Source organism: Pseudomonas danubii, from assembly GCF_042980055.1.
Lineage (GTDB): Bacteria > Pseudomonadota > Gammaproteobacteria > Pseudomonadales > Pseudomonadaceae > Aquipseudomonas > Aquipseudomonas danubii.
The window spans coordinates 6211040-6228563 of sequence record NZ_CP116502.1 but is presented as its reverse complement, the minus strand read 5'-3'; the positions used below and the strand labels follow the sequence as shown (position 1 = coordinate 6228563).

15 protein-coding genes and 1 riboswitch are annotated in these 17524 nt (G+C 61.8%); of the genes, 14 read left to right on the top strand and 1 reads right to left on the bottom strand.

Going from position 1 to position 17524, the window contains the following annotated elements:
• Nucleotides 1-75: 75 nt before the first annotated feature.
• The 12 genes from PFZ56_RS27955 (at nt 76) to astE (ending at nt 12649) form a co-directional block, all read left to right on the top strand.
• The gene (locus tag PFZ56_RS27955) at nt 76-765 is read left to right on the top strand and encodes an ABC transporter permease (RefSeq protein WP_102880596.1); all 690 of its coding nucleotides are present in this window, start codon (nt 76-78) and stop codon (nt 763-765) included.
• Complete coding sequence (locus tag PFZ56_RS27950; RefSeq protein WP_102860679.1) at nt 762-1460, top strand: ABC transporter permease; 699 nt, start codon at nt 762-764, stop codon at nt 1458-1460. The genes PFZ56_RS27955 and PFZ56_RS27950 overlap by 4 nt, the downstream gene beginning before the upstream one ends.
• Nucleotide 1461: 1 nt before the next feature.
• Nucleotides 1462-2574 (top strand): succinylglutamate desuccinylase/aspartoacylase family protein, encoded by a 1113-nt coding sequence (locus PFZ56_RS27945; RefSeq protein WP_110594762.1) that lies wholly within the window; start codon nt 1462-1464, stop codon nt 2572-2574.
• Between the two features lie 23 nt (nt 2575-2597).
• A complete protein-coding gene (locus PFZ56_RS27940; RefSeq protein WP_011062773.1) occupies nt 2598-3362 on the top strand; it encodes an ABC transporter ATP-binding protein in 765 nt (254 codons plus the stop codon).
• A gap of 112 nt (nt 3363-3474) precedes the next feature.
• Nucleotides 3475-4455 (top strand): transcriptional regulator ArgR, encoded by a 981-nt coding sequence (gene argR, locus PFZ56_RS27935; protein ID WP_102860681.1) that lies wholly within the window; start codon nt 3475-3477, stop codon nt 4453-4455.
• Nucleotides 4456-4842: 387 nt separating this feature from the next.
• Entirely contained in the window at nt 4843-6063 is a 1221-nt protein-coding gene (locus PFZ56_RS27930; RefSeq protein WP_170001943.1) for an aspartate aminotransferase family protein, read from the top strand.
• A 132-nt stretch (nt 6064-6195) separates the two neighbouring features.
• Nucleotides 6196-7215 carry an arginine/ornithine succinyltransferase subunit alpha gene (gene aruF / locus PFZ56_RS27925; RefSeq protein ID WP_102860683.1) on the top strand — a complete coding sequence of 340 codons (1020 nt, stop codon included), beginning with the start codon at nt 6196-6198 and terminating at the stop codon, nt 7213-7215.
• Nucleotides 7216-7300: 85 nt separating this feature from the next.
• Nucleotides 7301-8326, top strand: a complete 1026-nt coding sequence (astA, locus tag PFZ56_RS27920; RefSeq protein WP_016968175.1) for an arginine N-succinyltransferase — start codon at nt 7301-7303, stop codon at nt 8324-8326.
• Complete coding sequence (astD, locus tag PFZ56_RS27915; protein ID WP_170001976.1) at nt 8323-9792, top strand: succinylglutamate-semialdehyde dehydrogenase; 1470 nt, start codon at nt 8323-8325, stop codon at nt 9790-9792. The genes astA and astD overlap by 4 nt, the downstream gene beginning before the upstream one ends.
• Nucleotides 9793-9934: 142 nt before the next feature.
• Nucleotides 9935-11281, top strand: a complete 1347-nt coding sequence (gene astB, locus PFZ56_RS27910) for an N-succinylarginine dihydrolase (protein ID WP_102860685.1) — start codon at nt 9935-9937, stop codon at nt 11279-11281.
• Between the two features lie 57 nt (nt 11282-11338).
• On the top strand, nt 11339-11626 hold the full coding sequence (locus PFZ56_RS27905) for a topoisomerase II (RefSeq protein ID WP_102860686.1): 288 nt from the start codon (nt 11339-11341) through the stop codon (nt 11624-11626).
• 12 nt (nt 11627-11638) lie between these two features.
• The gene (astE, locus tag PFZ56_RS27900; RefSeq protein ID WP_170001941.1) at nt 11639-12649 is read left to right on the top strand and encodes a succinylglutamate desuccinylase; all 1011 of its coding nucleotides are present in this window, start codon (nt 11639-11641) and stop codon (nt 12647-12649) included.
• Nucleotides 12650-12712: 63 nt separating this feature from the next.
• Here astE and PFZ56_RS27895 read toward each other — a convergent pair whose 3' ends face one another.
• Nucleotides 12713-13222, bottom strand: a complete 510-nt coding sequence (locus PFZ56_RS27895; protein ID WP_102880592.1) for a 6,7-dimethyl-8-ribityllumazine synthase — start codon at nt 13220-13222, stop codon at nt 12713-12715.
• Between the two features lie 121 nt (nt 13223-13343).
• Nucleotides 13344-13514: riboswitch (FMN riboswitch) on the bottom strand.
• A 221-nt stretch (nt 13515-13735) separates the two neighbouring features.
• Between PFZ56_RS27895 and ltaE the strand changes: the two genes are divergently transcribed.
• Both ltaE and alaS read left to right on the top strand, forming a co-directional pair.
• A complete protein-coding gene (ltaE, locus tag PFZ56_RS27890) occupies nt 13736-14740 on the top strand; it encodes a low-specificity L-threonine aldolase (RefSeq protein ID WP_102860689.1) in 1005 nt (334 codons plus the stop codon).
• A 146-nt stretch (nt 14741-14886) separates the two neighbouring features.
• The gene (gene alaS / locus PFZ56_RS27885) at nt 14887-17511 is read left to right on the top strand and encodes an alanine--tRNA ligase (RefSeq protein WP_170001939.1); all 2625 of its coding nucleotides are present in this window, start codon (nt 14887-14889) and stop codon (nt 17509-17511) included.
• Nucleotides 17512-17524: the final 13 nt, after the last annotated feature.

The following is a 17524-nucleotide window of genomic DNA, read 5'->3' as shown; positions in this document are numbered from 1 at the left end:
GTCCGAGATGGCGCAAGCAGCAGAATCTCTGAAGTTTGCGCCATTTTTTCATCCCAATTTTCGAGGACCTGAATCATGTTGAAAGGCTACGGGGCTGTCATCCTCGATGGCGCTTGGCTGACGCTTCAGCTCGCCTTGTCGTCCATGGCCCTGGCCATTGTTCTGGGTCTGGTCGGGGTCGCGTTGCGCCTCTCGCCGGTGCGCTGGCTGGCCTGGCTCGGCGATCTGTATTCCACGGTGATTCGTGGCATTCCCGATCTGGTGCTGATCCTGCTGATCTTCTACGGCGGCCAGGACCTGCTGAACCGTGTGGCGCCGCTGCTGGGCTACGACGATTACATCGACCTCAATCCGCTGGCCGCCGGTATCGGTACCCTGGGCTTCATCTTCGGTGCCTACCTGTCGGAAACCTTCCGTGGCGCCTTCATGGCGATTCCCAAGGGGCAGGCCGAAGCGGGCATGGCTTACGGCATGAGCAGCTTCCAGGTGTTCTTCCGGGTGATGGTGCCGCAGATGATTCGCCTGGCGATTCCCGGCTTCACCAACAACTGGCTGGTGCTGACCAAGGCTACCGCGCTGATTTCGGTGGTGGGCCTGCAAGACATGATGTTCAAGGCCAAGCAGGCGGCAGACGCCACTCGCGAGCCTTTCACCTTCTTCCTCGCAGTGGCGGCCATGTACCTGGTGATCACCAGTGTCTCGTTGCTGGCATTGCGTCACCTTGAGAAGCGCTACTCGGTAGGCGTAAGGGCGGCTGATCTATGATCTTCGACTACAACGTCATCTATGACGCCTTGCCGCTGTACTTCAGCGGCTTGCTGACCACTCTGAAGCTGTTGGCACTGTCGCTGTTCTTCGGTTTGCTGGTGGCCTTGCCCCTGGGGCTGATGCGGGTGTCCAAGCAGCCATTGGTGAACATGAGCGCCTGGCTCTACACCTATGTAATCCGTGGCACGCCGATGCTGGTGCAGTTGTTCCTGATCTACTACGGCCTGGCCCAGTTTGAAGCGGTGCGTGAGAGTTTCCTCTGGCCCTGGCTGTCCAGCGCGACCTTCTGTGCCTGCCTGGCCTTTGCCGTCAACACCAGCGCCTACACCGCAGAAATCATCGCCGGCAGCCTCAAGGCCACGCCTAACGGTGAGATCGAGGCGGCCAAGGCCATGGGCATGTCGCGCTACAAGATGTATCGCCGCATTCTCCTGCCATCGGCCCTGCGCCGGGCTCTGCCGCAGTACAGCAACGAAGTGATCATGATGCTGCAGACCACCAGTCTGGCCTCCATCGTGACCCTGATCGACATCACCGGCGCGGCGCGCACGGTCAACGCGCAGTACTACCTGCCGTTCGAGGCCTATATCACTGCGGGTGTGTTCTATCTGTGCCTGACGTTCATCCTGGTGCGCCTGTTCAAGCTGGCCGAAGGCCGCTGGCTGCGCTACCTGGCACCGCGGAAGCACTGATATGCAGCGTATCGATCATCCATTGCCCTGGAGCCACCTGGGCAGCGAACGCAGCATCTCGGTGTTCCGTTTCGGCAGTGGCGAGCGCAAGGCCTATATCCAGGCCAGTCTGCATGCCGACGAGTTGCCCGGCATGCGCACCGCCTGGGAGCTGAAAAAGCGCCTGGCCGAACTGGAAGCCGAGGGTGCCCTCAACGGTGTTATCGAACTGGTGCCCGTGGCCAATCCGCTGGGGTTGGGGCAGTTGCTGCAAGGCAATCACCAGGGGCGTTTCGAGGCCGGCAGCGGCAAGAACTTCAACCGCGACTTCGTCGAGTTGAGCGGGCCTGTGGCCCAGCGCCTGGAAGGGCGCCTGGGGGATGATCCTCACGCCAATGTGCGCTTGATCCGTCAGGCCATGAGCGAAGTGCTGTCCGAATTACCGCCGGCCGCCAGCCAGTTGCAGGGCATGCAGCGGGTGCTCCTGAGTCATGCCTGCACGGCGGATGTGGTGCTGGACCTGCATTGCGATACCGAGGCGGCGCTGCATATGTACGCCTTGCCGCAGCATTGGCCGCAGTGGCGCTCCCTGGCGGCGCACCTGGATGTGAAGGTCGGGTTGCTGGCGGAAGATTCCGGTGGCAGTTCGTTCGATGAAGCCTGCTCGCTGCCTTGGTTGCGTCTGTCGCAACAGTTTCCCGAGGCGCAGATCCCCCTGGCCTGCCTGGCCACCACTCTGGAACTGGGCGGTCAGGCCGACACCGGGCGTCCTCAGGCCGAGGCGCATGCCGCTGGCATCCTGGCGTTTCTCGCCGAGCAGGGGCTGATCGCCGGTGAGTGGCCGGCGCCCGGGCGTGAAGCCTGTGAAGCCATGCCGTTTGAAGGCACCGAATTGCTGTATGCGCCGCACCCCGGCGTGGTGAGCTTTCTGCGTCCGGCCGGTAGCTGGGTAGAAGTGGGCGAACCGATTTTTGAAGTGATTGATCCCCTATCCGATCGGGTCAGTACGGTGTGTGCTGGCACCAGCGGCGTGTTGTTCGCCGTTGAGCGGCTGCGTTATGCCCAACCCGGTTTCTGGCTGGCCAAGGTGGCGGGGCGCGAAGCGCTGCGTCACGGGCGCTTGCTCAACGACTGACTGTTTTTGTGAGAACCGACCGCATGTACAAACTTGAAGTCCAAGACCTGCATAAGCGCTATGGCAGTCACGAAGTGCTCAAGGGCGTGTCCCTGAAGGCCGCAGCTGGCGATGTGATCAGCATCATCGGCTCCAGTGGCTCGGGCAAAAGTACCTTTTTGCGCTGCATCAACCTGCTGGAGCAGCCCCATGCCGGCAAGATCCTGCTGAACAACGAAGAGTTGAAGCTGGTGGCCAACAAGGACGGCGCGCTGAAGGCCGCCGATCCCAAGCAGTTGCAGCGCATGCGTTCGCGCCTGTCGATGGTGTTCCAGCACTTCAACCTGTGGTCGCACATGACCGCCATTGAAAACATCATGGAAGCACCGGTGCATGTGCTGGGTGTGTCCAAGGCCGAGGCTCGCGAGAAGGCCGAGCATTACCTGGCCAAGGTGGGTGTGGCGCACCGCAAGGATGCTTACCCGGGGCACATGTCCGGTGGTGAGCAGCAGCGCGTGGCTATCGCCCGGGCTCTGGCCATGGAGCCGGAAGTCATGCTGTTCGACGAGCCGACCTCGGCCCTGGACCCTGAGCTGGTGGGTGACGTGTTGAAGGTCATGCAGGCCCTGGCCCAGGAAGGCCGGACCATGGTGGTGGTGACTCACGAGATGGGCTTTGCCCGTGAAGTCTCCAACCAGTTGGTGTTCCTGCACAAAGGCGTGGTGGAAGAAAGCGGCAACCCGCGGGAAGTGCTGGTGAACCCGCAATCAGAACGTTTGCAACAATTCCTCTCCGGCAGCCTCAAGTAATAGCTGCCGTTATGCACCAAATTAGGTCATGCTGCGCACCGCGCGCCAGATGGTCTAACTTGGTGCTGCCGCCCTTGGCTTCTAACACTGTTTTCGTTTCGGATTGCCCGCCATGACTGCCCATCGAATTGGTTTCCTGATTTGGCCCAGCACTAAAGCCTTGACGCTGGCGCTGGCCGAGGAGGCCTTGCGTGTTGCCCAGCGGGTGCACCCGGACGTGGTCTATGAGCTGGCATTCCTGCAGGCCGAAGCGCCAGTCGAAGGCGCCTGGCAACTGCCGGGGGAGCCTTGGGCGGGCAAGCTTGAAGGTTGTCAGAAGTTGTTCCTGCTGGCCGATGAGCCGCCGGCACCGATGAGTTCGACCCTCAGTAGCGCCCTCAAGCAGCTGGTGCGTGCCGGCTGTGTGATTGGAGGGTTGTCCGCCGGGGTTTACCCGCTGGCCCAACTGGGTCTGCTCGATGGTTATCGGGCGGCGGTGCACTGGCGCTGGCAGGACGATTTTGCCGAACGCTTCCCCAAGGTCATTGCCACCAGTCATCTGTTCGATTGGGATCGTGATCGCCTGACGGCCTGTGGCGGCATGTCGGTGCTGGATCTGTTGCTGGCGGTGCTGGCGCGCGATCACGGTGCCGAGCTGGCCGGTGCGGTGTCGGAAGAACTGGTGGTGGAGCGCATCCGCGAGGGCGGCGAGCGTCAGCGGATTCCGCTGCAGAACCGTCTGGGTTCCAGCCATCCGAAGCTGACTCAGGCCGTGCTGCTGATGGAGGCCAATATCGAAGAACCGCTGACCACCGACGAAATTGCCCAGCATGTCTGTGTGTCCCGACGTCAGTTGGAGCGGATCTTCAAGCAATACCTGAATCGGGTGCCCAGCCAGTATTACCTGGAGCTGCGCCTGAACAAGGCCCGACAGATGCTGATGCAGACCAGCAAGTCGATCATTCAGATCGGCCTGTCCTGCGGCTTCTCCTCCGGTCCGCACTTCTCCAGTGCCTACCGCAATTTCTTTGGCGCCACTCCCCGTGAAGATCGCAATCAACGGCGCAGCAGCAGCCCGTTCGAGCTCTCCTCCGTACCCGCCGAGCGCGGCTGACCCCGTCCGTTAGGCGTCGGCTTGCCGGCCAATCCCACGGGCAACCCGCTCACCGCGCAACATCCTGCTCGACGCCTTGTTATCGCAATGCCGATAACCTTTTCGAGATTTGGGTCCGCTCGCCACGTAACTATCTGAATAGCAACCTGGATAACTACCTGGGTAATTACCTTGGGCAAATTGCCCGGCGAATCTGCCGCTAGAGCCTTGCGCAGTTTAAACTGCGCCTTTGCGACGCTATTTGTCGCATTGCCATAAACCCGCGTAAAACCTGGGTTGGCGCTATAAGAAGTTGTCGCTTGGCGACAAGGCCGGGCACAAAACTGTCCTTACAATCCCTCCATCGCTCGCCAGTTTCAGGCGGGTGTTCCTCTTCAGGAGACTCCGATGTCCGTTGAGCAAGCTCCGGTGCAACGCGCCGATTTCGACCAGGTGATGGTTCCCAACTACGCACCTGCGGCTTTCATTCCTGTGCGCGGCGCGGGGTCTCGAGTCTGGGATCAGTCGGGACGGGAGCTGATCGACTTCGCCGGCGGCATCGCGGTCAACGTACTGGGCCACGCCCATCCGGCGCTGGTGGGGGCTCTGACCGAGCAGGCCAATAAACTGTGGCATGTGTCCAACGTGTTCACCAACGAGCCGGCCCTGCGTCTGGCTCACAAGCTGATCGACGCCACCTTCGCTGAGCGCGCGTTCTTCTGTAACTCCGGTGCAGAAGCCAACGAGGCCGCCTTCAAGCTGGCCCGTCGCGTGGCTCACGATCGTTTCGGTGCCGAGAAGTACGAAATCATCGCCGCGCTGAACAGCTTCCACGGGCGCACCCTGTTCACTGTGAACGTCGGTGGCCAGTCGAAGTATTCCGATGGCTTCGGTCCGAAAATCACCGGCATCACCCATGTGCCGTACAACGACCTGGCTGCTCTGAAGGCTGCGGTTTCCGACAAGACCTGCGCCGTGGTGCTGGAGCCGATCCAGGGCGAAGGCGGCGTGCTGCCGGCCGAACTGGCCTACCTGCAGGGCGCCCGCGAGCTGTGCGACCAGCACAACGCGCTGCTGGTGTTCGACGAAGTGCAGACCGGCATGGGCCGCAGCGGCGAGCTGTTCGCCTATCAGTATTACGGCGTGACCCCGGACATCCTCACCAGCGCCAAGAGCCTGGGCGGTGGTTTCCCGATCGCCGCGATGCTCACCACCGAAGTGCTGGCCAAGCACCTGGTGGTTGGCACCCACGGCACCACCTACGGCGGCAACCCGCTGGCGTGTGCCGTGGCCGAGGCGGTGATCGATGTGATCAACACCCCCGAGGTGCTCAATGGCGTGAAGGCCAAGCACGATCGCTTCAAGACCCGTCTGCTGCAGATCGGCGAGAAGTACGGTTTGTTCACTGAAGTCCGCGGCCTGGGCCTGTTGCTCGGTTGCGTGCTCAGCGAAGCCTGGAAAGGCAAGGCCAAGGACGTGTTCAACGCCGCCGAGAAAGAAGGCCTGATGATTCTGCAAGCAGGTCCGGACGTGGTGCGCTTTGCCCCGAGCCTGGTGATCGAGGATGCCGATATCGACGCCGGCCTGGACCGCTTCGAGCGCGCCGTGGCGAAACTGACTCAAGCCTGATCCAGGTAGCAGTACTTCTCGGCGTTGGCTTTAGTGGCCGGCGTCGAGCCTAATTTCTGTGCCGGGCTGTCCCGGCATTTTTTTCCCTGAGTCGGACGGTTTCCGACCTGTTTTAGAGTAAGGAGTGACACCATGCTGGTGATGCGCCCCGCGCAAATGGCTGATCTGGGCGAGGTACAGCGTCTGGCTGCAGACAGCCCGATTGGTGTCACCTCCTTGCCGGATGATGTGGACCGCCTGAGCGACAAGATCGCTGCAAGCGAGGCTTCGTTCGCTGCTGAAGTGAGCTTCAACGGTGAGGAAAGCTACTTTTTCGTCCTGGAAGACACCGACAGCGGCAAGCTGGTGGGGTGTTCGGCCATCGTCGCGTCCGCCGGTTATTCCGAGCCGTTCTACAGCTTCCGTAATGAAACCTTCGTCCATGCGTCCCGCGAGCTGAAGATCCATAACAAGATCCACGTCCTGTCCCAGTGCCACGACCTGACCGGCAACAGTCTGTTGACCAGTTTCTATGTGGTGCCGGAGCTGGTGGGATCGCCCTGGTCGGAACTCAACTCCCGGGGCCGCCTGCTGTTCGTTGCCAGCCACCCGGAGCGTTTCGCCGATTCGGTGGTGACCGAGATCGTCGGCTACAGCGATGAGCACGGTGATTCGCCGTTCTGGGACGCCATCGGGCGTAATTTCTTCGACCTCAACTACGCTGAGGCCGAGCGCCTGTGCGGCCTGAAGAGCCGGACCTTCCTTGCCGAGCTGATGCCCCATTACCCGATCTACGTGCCGCTGCTGCCGGACGCCGCCCAGGAAGCCATGGGCCAGGTGCATCCGCGGGCGCAGATCACCTTTGACATCCTGATGCGCGAAGGTTTTGAAACCGATCACTACATCGACATTTTCGATGGCGGCCCGACCTTGCATGCACGGGTTTCGGGTATCCGCTCCATTGCCCAGAGCCGCGTGGTGCCAGTGAAGATTGGCGAGGCGCTCAAGGGCGGTGGTCGTCAGTACCTGGTGTCCAACGGTCAGTTGCAGGATTACCGCGCCGTGTTGCTGGAGCTGGATTACGCCCCGGGCAAACCAGTGACCCTGGATCTGCAAGCCGCCGAAGCCCTGGGCGTCGGCGAAGGTGCCAGCGTGCGTCTGGTGGCGGTTTAAAGCCTGCTTCCATTACCTGGAAAGCATGCCTGGAAAGCAGCGAGTTTCGCGCAGGCCATCAGCGGCCTGCGTCTGAGGAGATAGCATGATCGTTCGTCCCGTACGCAGCAGCGATTTACCCGCGCTGATCGACCTGGCCCGCAGCACCGGCACCGGCCTCACCACCTTGCCGGCCAACGAAGAGCGCCTGACCCACAGGGTTGGCTGGGCGGAAAAGACCTTTCGCGGCGAAGCCGAGCGTGGCGATGCGGACTACCTGTTCGTACTGGAGGACGACAATGGCCGGGTGGTGGGGATTTCCGCCATCGCTGGCGCCGTCGGCTTGCGCGAGCCCTGGTACAACTTCCGGGTCGGCCTGACGGTCAGCGCCTCCCAAGAGCTGAACATCTACCGTGAGATCCCCACGCTGTTCCTGGCCAATGACCTGACCGGCAACTCCGAGCTGTGCTCGCTGTTCCTTCACGCCGATTACCGCACCGGCCTCAATGGCCGCATGCTGGCCAAGGCGCGGATGCTGTTCATCGCTGAATTCCCGCAACTGTTCGGCAACAAGATCATTGCCGAGATGCGCGGCATGTCCGATGAGAATGGTCGTTCGCCATTCTGGGAGAGCCTGGGCCGGCACTTCTTCAAGATGGAGTTCAGCCAGGCGGATTACCTGACCGGGGTCGGCAACAAGGCGTTCATCGCCGAGCTGATGCCCAAGTTTCCGCTGTACACCTGCTTCCTGTCCGAGGATGCACGCAACGTGATCGGCAAGGTCCACACCGACACCGAGCCGGCCCTGGCCATGCTCAAGAGTGAAGGTTTCAGCTACCAGGGCTATGTCGACATCTTCGACGCCGGCCCGGCGGTGGAGTGCGAGACCAGCAAGATCCGCGCGGTACGTGACAGCCAGGCATTGGTGCTGGCCATCGGCACCCCAGGCGACGACGCCACGCCGTTCCTGATCCACAACCGCAAGCGCGAGGATTGCCGCATCACCGCGGCGCCTGCACGCTTCGCCGCGGGCACCCTGGTGGTTGATCCTCTGACCGCCAAGCGCCTGCAACTCAACGCCGGCGACCAGGTCCGCGCGGTTCCGCTGTCTGCTTCTCGGGAGTCGAAATAATGAGCACGCTGTACATCGCAGGCCAATGGCTGGCCGGCCAGGGCGAAGCCTTCACCTCGGTCAATCCGGTGACCCAGGCGGTTATCTGGTCCGGTAACGGCGCCACGGCCGCGCAAGTGGAAAGCGCTGTGCAGGCCGCCCGCCAGGCGTTTCCGGCCTGGGCCAAGCGCTCTCTGGAAGAGCGCATCGGCGTGCTCGAGGCCTTTGCCGCCAGCCTGAAGGCGCGGGCCGATGAACTGGCCCGCTGCATCGGTGAGGAAACCGGCAAGCCGCTGTGGGAAGCCGCCACCGAAGTCACCAGCATGGTCAACAAGATCGCCATCTCGGTGCAGAGCTACCGCGAGCGCACCGGCGAGAAGAGCGGCCCCTTGGGCGACGCCACCGCTGTGCTGCGACACAAGCCCCACGGCGTGGTGGCGGTGTTCGGCCCTTACAATTTCCCGGGGCACTTGCCTAACGGGCACATCGTTCCCGCGCTGCTGGCGGGCAACAGCGTGCTGTTCAAACCCAGCGAGCTGACGCCGAAAGTCGCCGAGCTGACGGTGCAGTGCTGGATCGAAGCCGGTTTGCCGGCAGGCGTCCTCAACCTGCTGCAAGGCGCCCGGGAAACCGGTATCGCCCTGGCTGCCAATCCGGGTATCGATGGCTTGTTCTTCACCGGTTCCAGCCGCACCGGCAATCATCTGCACCAGCAATTTGCCGGGCGTCCGGACAAGATCCTGGCGCTGGAAATGGGCGGCAACAACCCGCTGGTGGTGGATCAGGTCGCTGATCTGGATGCGGCGGTGTACACCATCATCCAATCGGCCTTCATTTCAGCCGGCCAGCGCTGCACTTGCGCCCGCCGCCTGCTGGTGCCACAAGGCGCCTGGGGTGATGCGTTGCTGGCGCGCCTGGTGGCGGTCAGCGCAAGCATTGATGTCGGTGCGTATGACCAGCAGCCGGCGCCGTTCATGGGTTCGGTGATTTCCCTGGGCGCGGCTCGCGCGCTGATGGATGCGCAGCAGCAACTGTTGGCCAATGGCGCCGTGGCCTTGCTGGAAATGACCCAGCCCCAGGCTCAGGCCGCTTTGCTGACCCCAGGCATTCTGGATGTGACGGCCGTGGCTGAGCGTCCCGATGAAGAGCTGTTCGGGCCCTTGCTGCAAGTGATCCGCTACGCTGATTTCGATGGGGCCATTGTCGAGGCCAACAACACTCAGTACGGCCTGGCTGCCGGTCTGTTGTCGGACTCTGCCGAGCGTTACCAGCAGTTCTGGCTGCAGAGCCGTGCCGGGATCGTCAACTGGAACAAGCAGTTGACCGGTGCCGCCAGCAGCGCGCCGTTTGGTGGTGTTGGGGCTTCGGGCAACCATCGGGCCAGTGCCTATTACGCGGCGGATTACTGCGCGTATCCGGTGGCTTCCCTGGAAACCCCGAGCCTGGTGCTGCCGAGCGCGTTGACGCCGGGTGTGCGCTTGTCCTGATTCGAGAGGCCTTTATGGTCTCTTCGCCGGCCAGCCGGCTCTTGCAGATCTGTAGGAGCCGGCCGGCTGGCGAACGAGCGCGAAACGCGCGCCCTGTGTAGATACCGATGCCTATAACAAACAGATTCGTGGAGCCTCGCTGATGAAATCCTATGAAGTCAATTTTGACGGTCTAGTGGGGCCGACCCATAACTACGGCGGTTTGTCCTACGGCAACGTCGCCTCCCAGAGCAACAGCCAGCAGGGCTCCAATCCCAAGGAAGCGGCGCTGCAGGGCCTGGCGAAAATGAAAGCGCTGATGGAAATGGGCTTCCAGCAAGGCGTGCTCGCCCCGCAGGAGCGGCCTGATGTTGCGGCCTTGCGCAAACTGGGTTTTGCCGGGACTGATGCACAAGTCATCCAGCAAGCCGCCCAGCAGGCGATGCCCTTGCTGGTCGCCAGTTGCTCGGCATCGAGCATGTGGGTGGCCAACGCCGCCACCGTCAGCCCGAGTGCCGACACCGCCGATGGCCGCGTGCATTTCACCGCCGCCAACTTGAACTGCAAATACCACCGCAGCATCGAGCACCCGACCACCAGCCGCGTGCTGGGGGCGATGTTCGCCGACCAGAAACACTTTGCCCATCACGCCGCGTTGCCGGCGGTGGCGCAGTTCGGTGATGAAGGCGCGGCCAACCACACCCGCTTCTGCCGTGATTACGGCCAGGCCGGTGTCGAGTTCTTTGTCTTCGGTCGCAGCGCGTTCGACAACCGCTACCCGGCGCCGCAGAAGTACCCGGCGCGTCAGACTCTGGAAGCCTCGCAAGCCGTGGCGCGTCTGCATGGCCTGAGCGAGGAGGGTGTGGTCTATGCCCAGCAGAATCCCTCGGTGATCGACCAGGGCGTGTTCCACAACGACGTGATCGCCGTGGGCAATGGCGAGGTGCTGTTCTATCACGAGGACGCCTTCCTCGAGACCGAGAAGATGCTCGCCGAACTGCAGGGCAAACTGGGCAAGCGCGGCGGCAACTTCCAGTCGATTTGTGTGCCGCGCTCGCAGGTGACAGTGGAAGATGCCGTGCGCTCCTACCTGTTCAACAGCCAACTGCTGTCCCGTGCCGATGGTTCAATGCTGCTGATCGTGCCGGAAGAATGCCGCAGCAACGAGCGGGTCTGGCAGTACCTGCAAAGCCTTACCAGCTCGGGTGGCCTGATCCGCGAAGTGAAGGTTTTCGATCTCAAGCAGAGCATGCAGAACGGCGGTGGCCCGGCTTGTCTGCGTCTGCGAGTGGCTCTGAATGAAACCGAGCTGGCGGCAGTCAATCCTGGGGTTATCATGACCGCGCCGTTGTACGACACCCTGACCCAATGGGTCGGCAAGCACTACCGCGACCGCCTCAGTGAAAGTGATCTGGCGGACCCGCAGCTGTTGCTTGAATGCCGGACGGCACTGGATGAACTGACGCAAATCCTTAAACTGGGCGCGGTTTATCCCTTCCAGATCAATTGAAAGCCCGCGCCCGGCGATCCCGGGCGCGCCGCTTCACCCCAGATGAGAACGACCCCCATGAGCGATACCCTGCAACTGATCCTTGAAGACACCGACGGCACCCAACTGCAAACCTCCTGCACCCGCTTCGCGGTGCTGTGGCAGGGCAAGGAAGTGTGGATCCAGCAGGACGGCCGTGGCCAATTGCTGATCGGCGTGGACGTGGAAGAGGGCGATGCCGAATACGCCAGCCTGTTGCTGCGTCCGCTGGCAACCAACCTGGTCAGCCTGCAACTGGAAATGGAACCGGCCGACGCTGGTGAAGATGATCACGTGCATGGCCCTGACTGCGGTCACGCTCACTAAGGAAGCCGCTTTATGCTCGCCCTCGGCAAACTGCTTGAACTGACCCTCGCCGGCCGTGAGCCGGCAGAGAAGACTCAACTGACTGTCGACGGCGTGCGCATGCGCTGGCTGAGCGAGGGCGCCCTGGAAGTACGGCCGCCCGAAGCTCGGGATAACGGTCTGGACCTGTTGCTGTCCGCCGGTATCCACGGCAACGAGACAGCCCCCATCGAGCTGCTCGACCGTTTGTTGCATGACATTGCCCGGGGCGACTTGAAGCCCAGGGCACGCATTCTGTTCCTGTTCGGCAACCCCGAGGCCATGCGCCGTGGCGAGCGATTCGTCGAGCAGGACGTCAACCGGCTGTTCAACGGCCGGCATGAATTGAGCAGCGGTTTCGAAGCCTTGCGGGCTTGCGAGCTGGAACGTCTGGCGGCGAGCTTCTTCAACCTGCCGGGGCGCGAACGCCTGCACTACGATCTGCACACGGCGATCCGTGGCTCGAAGATCGAACAGTTTGCCCTCTATCCGTGGAAGGATGGGCGCCAGCATTCGCGCCGTGAACTGGCACGCCTGCGGGCGGCGGGCATGGAGGCGGTGCTGCTGCAGAACAAGCCTTCCATTGTCTTCAGCGCCTACACCTACGATCAGCTAGGTGCCGAGTCCTTCACCCTGGAGTTGGGCAAGGCACGGCCGTTCGGGCAGAACCAGGGGGTCAATGTCGAGCGCCTGGAAACCCGCCTCAAGCACATCATCGAAGGCACCGAGCCAGAGCCCGAACAGGACACCCTCGATGGCTTGAAACTGTTCAGCGTGGCGCGGGAAATCATCAAGCACAGCGACAGCTTCCACCTGCATTTGCCGGCGGACGTCGAGAACTTTTCCGAGTTGGAAGTGGGTTACCTGCTGGCCGAGGATATCGCCCAGACCCGTTGGGTCATTGAGGAAGACGGCGCGCGTATCATTTTTCCCAATCCCAAGGTCAAGAACGGCCTGCGTGCGGGGATTCTGATTGTGCCGGCATCGGCTGACGGCCTGGCCTGAAGGATCGTTCGCCGGCAAGCCGAGCCCCCGCAGGAGCCAGCTTGCCGGCGATACCGCTAACGCTTAAACCGCTACCGCACGCTGCTCGTTACGGCGCAGGGCGCGAACTTTCTGCAGGGTATCGGCGCAGGTCTTCGCCGCTTCCTGGCCCTTGTGCACGAAGTGCTCGAAGAAGAACTTCTGATGCTCTTCGCCTGCGTGGAAGTGATGCGGGGTCAGCACCACGGAGAATACCGGCACTTCGGTTTCCAACTGCACCTGCATCAGGCCGCTGATCACCGATTGGGCGACGAACTCATGGCGGTAGATGCCGCCGTCCACCACCAGCCCCGCAGCGACGATCCCGGTGTAGCGACCGGACTTGGCCAGCAGTTTGGCGTGCAGAGGAATCTCGAAGGCGCCGCCGACTTCGAAGAAGTCGATATCGCTTTCCTGATAACCCTGGGCGAGCATTTCCGCGACGAACCCCTGGCGGCTCTGATCGACGATTTCCTTGTGCCAGCAGGCCTGGATAAAGGCGACGCGCTCGTTGGGGTGGTGTTTGCTTTTGCTATCGATTGCGGTGGGTTGCATCTGTTCTGACTCCTGTTTGTATGAAAAACAGGGCGTATATGAATCGAATGGGATTTAAGGGTGCGCGCAGAACGGCCGTGGATTTCCCACGAGCTGCCCGGCAGCGGCCCTTTGGCGCCAATCCCGTTCTCTCTTCATCCGGACTATGACCGTCGGCCCCGGAATCACACCGGGTCTGCTGACCTTGTTGGCACCTGTGGACTTGCCACGGGCATCGCCAAGCGCTCGCGGGCTATGCACATTGCGCGCAATTACCGCCGGTGGGGAATTACACCCCGCCCTGAGAACGATTGCCCGCGAGTTTTTCGCGGGCGGTGAGTTTTTAACACAGATTTGGCGGGGAAGCATTGTGCCTTTTGGATAATGTTCATCAGATTTTTCACCCTGTGGCACAAGGTTTTCTACAGTTGCTGCTTGATTAATCGGCCGTGGGGCCGCAGTAATTCGTTTCGAAAGGGAATTCCCCCTGTTCAGCGCGGACCTTGCGGTCCCCCGTAGTTGGAGCCAGATGTGATGAGCGTGATCGATCTTCGTAGTGACACCGTGACCCAGCCGACTCCCGGCATGCTCGAGGCCATGGCTTGCGCCCGTACCGGAGACGATGTCTACGGCGAAGACCCGACGGTCAATCAGTTGGAGGCGGAACTGGCGCAACGCCTGGGATTTGCCGCGGCCCTGTTTGTACCTTCCGGCACCATGAGCAATCTGCTGGCCTTGATGGCTCACTGCGAGCGAGGCGATGAGTACATCGTTGGCCAGCAGGCCCACACCTATAAATATGAAGGAGGTGGTGCCGCGGTGCTGGGATCGATCCAGCCTCAGCCACTGGAGCTCCAGGCCGACGGTTCCCTGGACCTGGATCAGGTGGCGGCCGCGATCAAGCCCGATGACTTTCATTTTGCCCGCACACGCTTGCTGGCCCTGGAAAACACCATGCAGGGCAAGGTGCTGCCCTTGGCTTACCTGGCCCAGGCCCGGGCCTTTACCCGTGAGCGGGGGCTGGCCCTGCATTTGGATGGTGCGCGCTTGTATAACGCGGCGGTGAAGCTAGGGGTGGATGCCCGGGTGATCACCGAACACTTCGATTCGGTATCGGTGTGCCTGTCCAAGGGACTCGGTGCGCCAGTGGGCTCGGTGTTGTGCGGCTCCCGTGAACTGATCGGCAAGGCGCGGCGCCTGCGCAAGATGGTCGGTGGTGGCATGCGCCAGGCCGGTGGGCTGGCGGCAGCGGGGCTGTATGCCCTGGAGCATCAGGTGCAGCGTCTGGCGGATGACCATGCCAATGCGCAGTTGCTGGCCCAGGGGCTGAGCCAGGCGGGCTTCAGTGTCGAGCCGGTGCAGACCAATATGGTGTATGTGCAGATGGGGGATAGGGCCGAAGCCCTCAAGGCGTTCGCCGCTGAGCGAGGGATCAGCCTCAGTGCCGCGTCACGGCTGCGTCTGGTGACCCATTTGGATGTCAGTTCCGGGCAAATCGAACAAGTGGTGCGCACTTTTGCCGAGTTTTCCCGTAACTGACAGTGTTCTCCGTCCAATTGACTGTTTGTATCGTACAAACACGCTGTACCAAGTGATTAACGCCGATATAATGCGGCCCTTTGCCGTCGTTTCGTCTGTTGACGTTGCGCACAGGCCTTTGGCCGCAGTCTCCGTGGAAGAACCTAATGAAAAGCGCAGAAATCCGTGAAGCCTTCCTCCGCTTCTTCGAAGAGCAAGGCCACACCCGTGTAGCCTCCAGCTCCTTGATCCCAGGCAACGACCCCACCCTGCTGTTCACCAACGCGGGGATGAACCAATTCAAGGATTGCTTCCTGGGCCAGGAAAAGCGCGCTTATACCCGCGCTGTGAGCAGCCAGAAGTGCGTCCGCGCCGGCGGCAAGCACAACGACCTGGAAAACGTCGGTTATACCGCTCGTCACCACACCTTCTTCGAAATGCTGGGCAACTTCAGCTTCGGCGACTACTTCAAGCGTGATGCGATCACGTTCGCCTGGACCTTCCTGACCTCCGACAAGTGGCTGAACCTGCCGAAGGAAAAGCTCTGGGTCACGGTTTACGCCAGCGACGACGAGGCTTACGACATCTGGACCAAAGAGGTCGGGGTGCCGGCCGAGCGCATGGTGCGCATCGGTGACAACAAGGGCGCGCCCTACGCTTCCGACAACTTCTGGACCATGGGCGATACTGGCCCGTGCGGCCCTTGCACCGAGATTTTCTACGATCACGGCGCCGATATCTGGGGCGGCCCACCCGGTTCGCCTGAAGAGGACGGTGACCGTTACATCGAAATCTGGAACAACGTGTTCATGCAGTTCAACCGCACCGCCGATGGCGTGCTGCACCCGCTGCCAGCGCCGTCGGTGGACACCGGCATGGGCCTGGAGCGGATCAGCGCGGTGCTGCAGCATGTGCATTCGAACTATGAAATCGACCTGTTCCAGAGCCTGCTGGACGCAGCGGCCAAGGCCATCGGTTGCACCAATGATGCCCAGGCCTCGCTTAAAGTCGTGGCTGACCACATCCGTTCCTGTGGCTTCCTGATTGCCGATGGCGTACTGCCATCCAACGAAGGCCGTGGCTACGTACTGCGCCGGATCATTCGTCGCGCTTGCCGTCACGGCAACAAGCTGGGGGCCAAGGGCAGCTTCTTCTACCAGATCGTCGCGGCCCTGGTGGCCGAAATGGGCGAAGCCTTCCCAGAGCTGAAATCCCAGCAGGCGCATATCGAGCGCGTGCTGAAAGCTGAAGAAGAGCAGTTCGCCAAGACCCTGGAGCAGGGCCTGAAGATCCTCGAGCAGGATCTGGCGGCACTCGAAGGCTCGGTAGTGCCGGGCGACGTGGTGTTCAAGCTCTACGACACCTACGGTTTCCCCATGGACCTGACCGGTGACATCGCCCGTGAGCGCAGCCTGACCCTCGATGAGGAAGGTTTCGAGCGCGAGATGGAAGCCCAGCGGGTACGTGCTCGTTCGGCCAGCTCCTTCGGCATGGACTACAACAGCCTGGTCAAGGTCGATGTGGCCACCGAGTTCACCGGCTATCACGCCACCAGCGGTTCGGCCAAAGTGGTCGCTCTCTATAAAGAAGGGCAATCGGTCGATGTACTGAATGAAGGCGAAGAGGGGGTTGTGGTTCTCGACCAGACTCCGTTCTACGCCGAGTCCGGCGGACAGATCGGTGACTGCGGTTACCTGCAGGCCGGCAATGCGCGCTTTGATGTGCGCGACACCACCAAGACCGGCGGTGCGTTCCTGCATCACGGCGTACTGGCGTCGGGCAGTCTGATCGTGGGGGCTGCGGTTGATGCTCAGGTCGATGCTGACGTGCGTCACGCCACTTCGCTGAACCATTCGGCCACCCACTTGCTGCACGCTGCACTGCGCCAGGTACTGGGCGAGCACGTACAGCAGAAAGGCTCGCTGGTGGACAGTCAGCGTCTGCGTTTCGACTTCAGCCACTTTGAAGCGATCAAGCCTGAGCAGATCAAGGCGCTGGAAGACATCGTAAACGCCGAGATTCGCAAGAACTCTGCGGTGGAAACCGAAGAAACCGACATCGACACCGCCAAGAAGAAGGGCGCCATGGCGCTGTTCGGCGAGAAGTACGGCGACAGCGTGCGCGTACTGAGCATGGGCGGTGATTTCTCGGTGGAGCTGTGCGGTGGCATTCACGCCGACCGTACTGGCGACATCGGCCTGCTGAAGATCACCAGCGAAGGCGGTGTGGCTTCCGGTGTGCGGCGTATTGAAGCGGTCACCGGTGCTGCGGCCCTGGCGTACCTGAACGCTGCGGAAGAACAACTCAAGGAAGCGGCGACCCTGGTCAAGGGCAGCCGCGACAACCTGATCGACAAGCTGTCGGCGGTGCTGGAGCGCAATCGTCTGCTGGAGAAGCAGATCGAGCAGTTGCAGGCCAAGGCTGCCAGCGCTGCGGGTGACGATCTGTCCGCCCAGGCGGCAGACGTCAAGGGCGTGAAAGTGCTGGCAGCGCGTCTTGATGGCCAGGACGGCAAGGCGCTGTTGGCGCTGGTGGATCAGTTGAAAAACAAACTCGGCCGCGCAGTGATCCTGCTCGGCAGTGTCCATGAGGAAAAGGTCGTACTGGTTGCAGGTGTAACCAAGGACCTGACTGGCCAACTCAAAGCCGGTGATTTGATGAAACAAGCCGCTGCGGCAGTGGGCGGGAAGGGTGGTGGTCGTCCAGACATGGCTCAAGGCGGTGGTGTTGATGCTGCTGCGCTGGATGCGGCACTGGCCCTGACCGTGCCATTTGTCGAGCAGGGTATTTAAGGCGCCGAGCCGG

Coding starts and splice junctions, on each gene's coding strand:
- PFZ56_RS27955 (WP_102880596.1), top strand. CDS start 76: ATGTTGAAAGGCTACGGGGCTGTCATCCTCGATGGCGCTTGGCTGACG.
- PFZ56_RS27950 (WP_102860679.1), top strand. CDS start 762: ATGATCTTCGACTACAACGTCATCTATGACGCCTTGCCGCTGTACTTC.
- PFZ56_RS27945 (WP_110594762.1), top strand. CDS start 1,462: ATGCAGCGTATCGATCATCCATTGCCCTGGAGCCACCTGGGCAGCGAA.
- PFZ56_RS27940 (WP_011062773.1), top strand. CDS start 2,598: ATGTACAAACTTGAAGTCCAAGACCTGCATAAGCGCTATGGCAGTCAC.
- argR (WP_102860681.1), top strand. CDS start 3,475: ATGACTGCCCATCGAATTGGTTTCCTGATTTGGCCCAGCACTAAAGCC.
- PFZ56_RS27930 (WP_170001943.1), top strand. CDS start 4,843: ATGTCCGTTGAGCAAGCTCCGGTGCAACGCGCCGATTTCGACCAGGTG.
- aruF (WP_102860683.1), top strand. CDS start 6,196: ATGCTGGTGATGCGCCCCGCGCAAATGGCTGATCTGGGCGAGGTACAG.
- astA (WP_016968175.1), top strand. CDS start 7,301: ATGATCGTTCGTCCCGTACGCAGCAGCGATTTACCCGCGCTGATCGAC.
- astB (WP_102860685.1), top strand. CDS start 9,935: ATGAAATCCTATGAAGTCAATTTTGACGGTCTAGTGGGGCCGACCCAT.
- PFZ56_RS27905 (WP_102860686.1), top strand. CDS start 11,339: ATGAGCGATACCCTGCAACTGATCCTTGAAGACACCGACGGCACCCAA.
- astE (WP_170001941.1), top strand. CDS start 11,639: ATGCTCGCCCTCGGCAAACTGCTTGAACTGACCCTCGCCGGCCGTGAG.
- PFZ56_RS27895 (WP_102880592.1), bottom strand. CDS start 13,222: ATGCAACCCACCGCAATCGATAGCAAAAGCAAACACCACCCCAACGAG.
- ltaE (WP_102860689.1), top strand. CDS start 13,736: ATGAGCGTGATCGATCTTCGTAGTGACACCGTGACCCAGCCGACTCCC.
- alaS (WP_170001939.1), top strand. CDS start 14,887: ATGAAAAGCGCAGAAATCCGTGAAGCCTTCCTCCGCTTCTTCGAAGAG.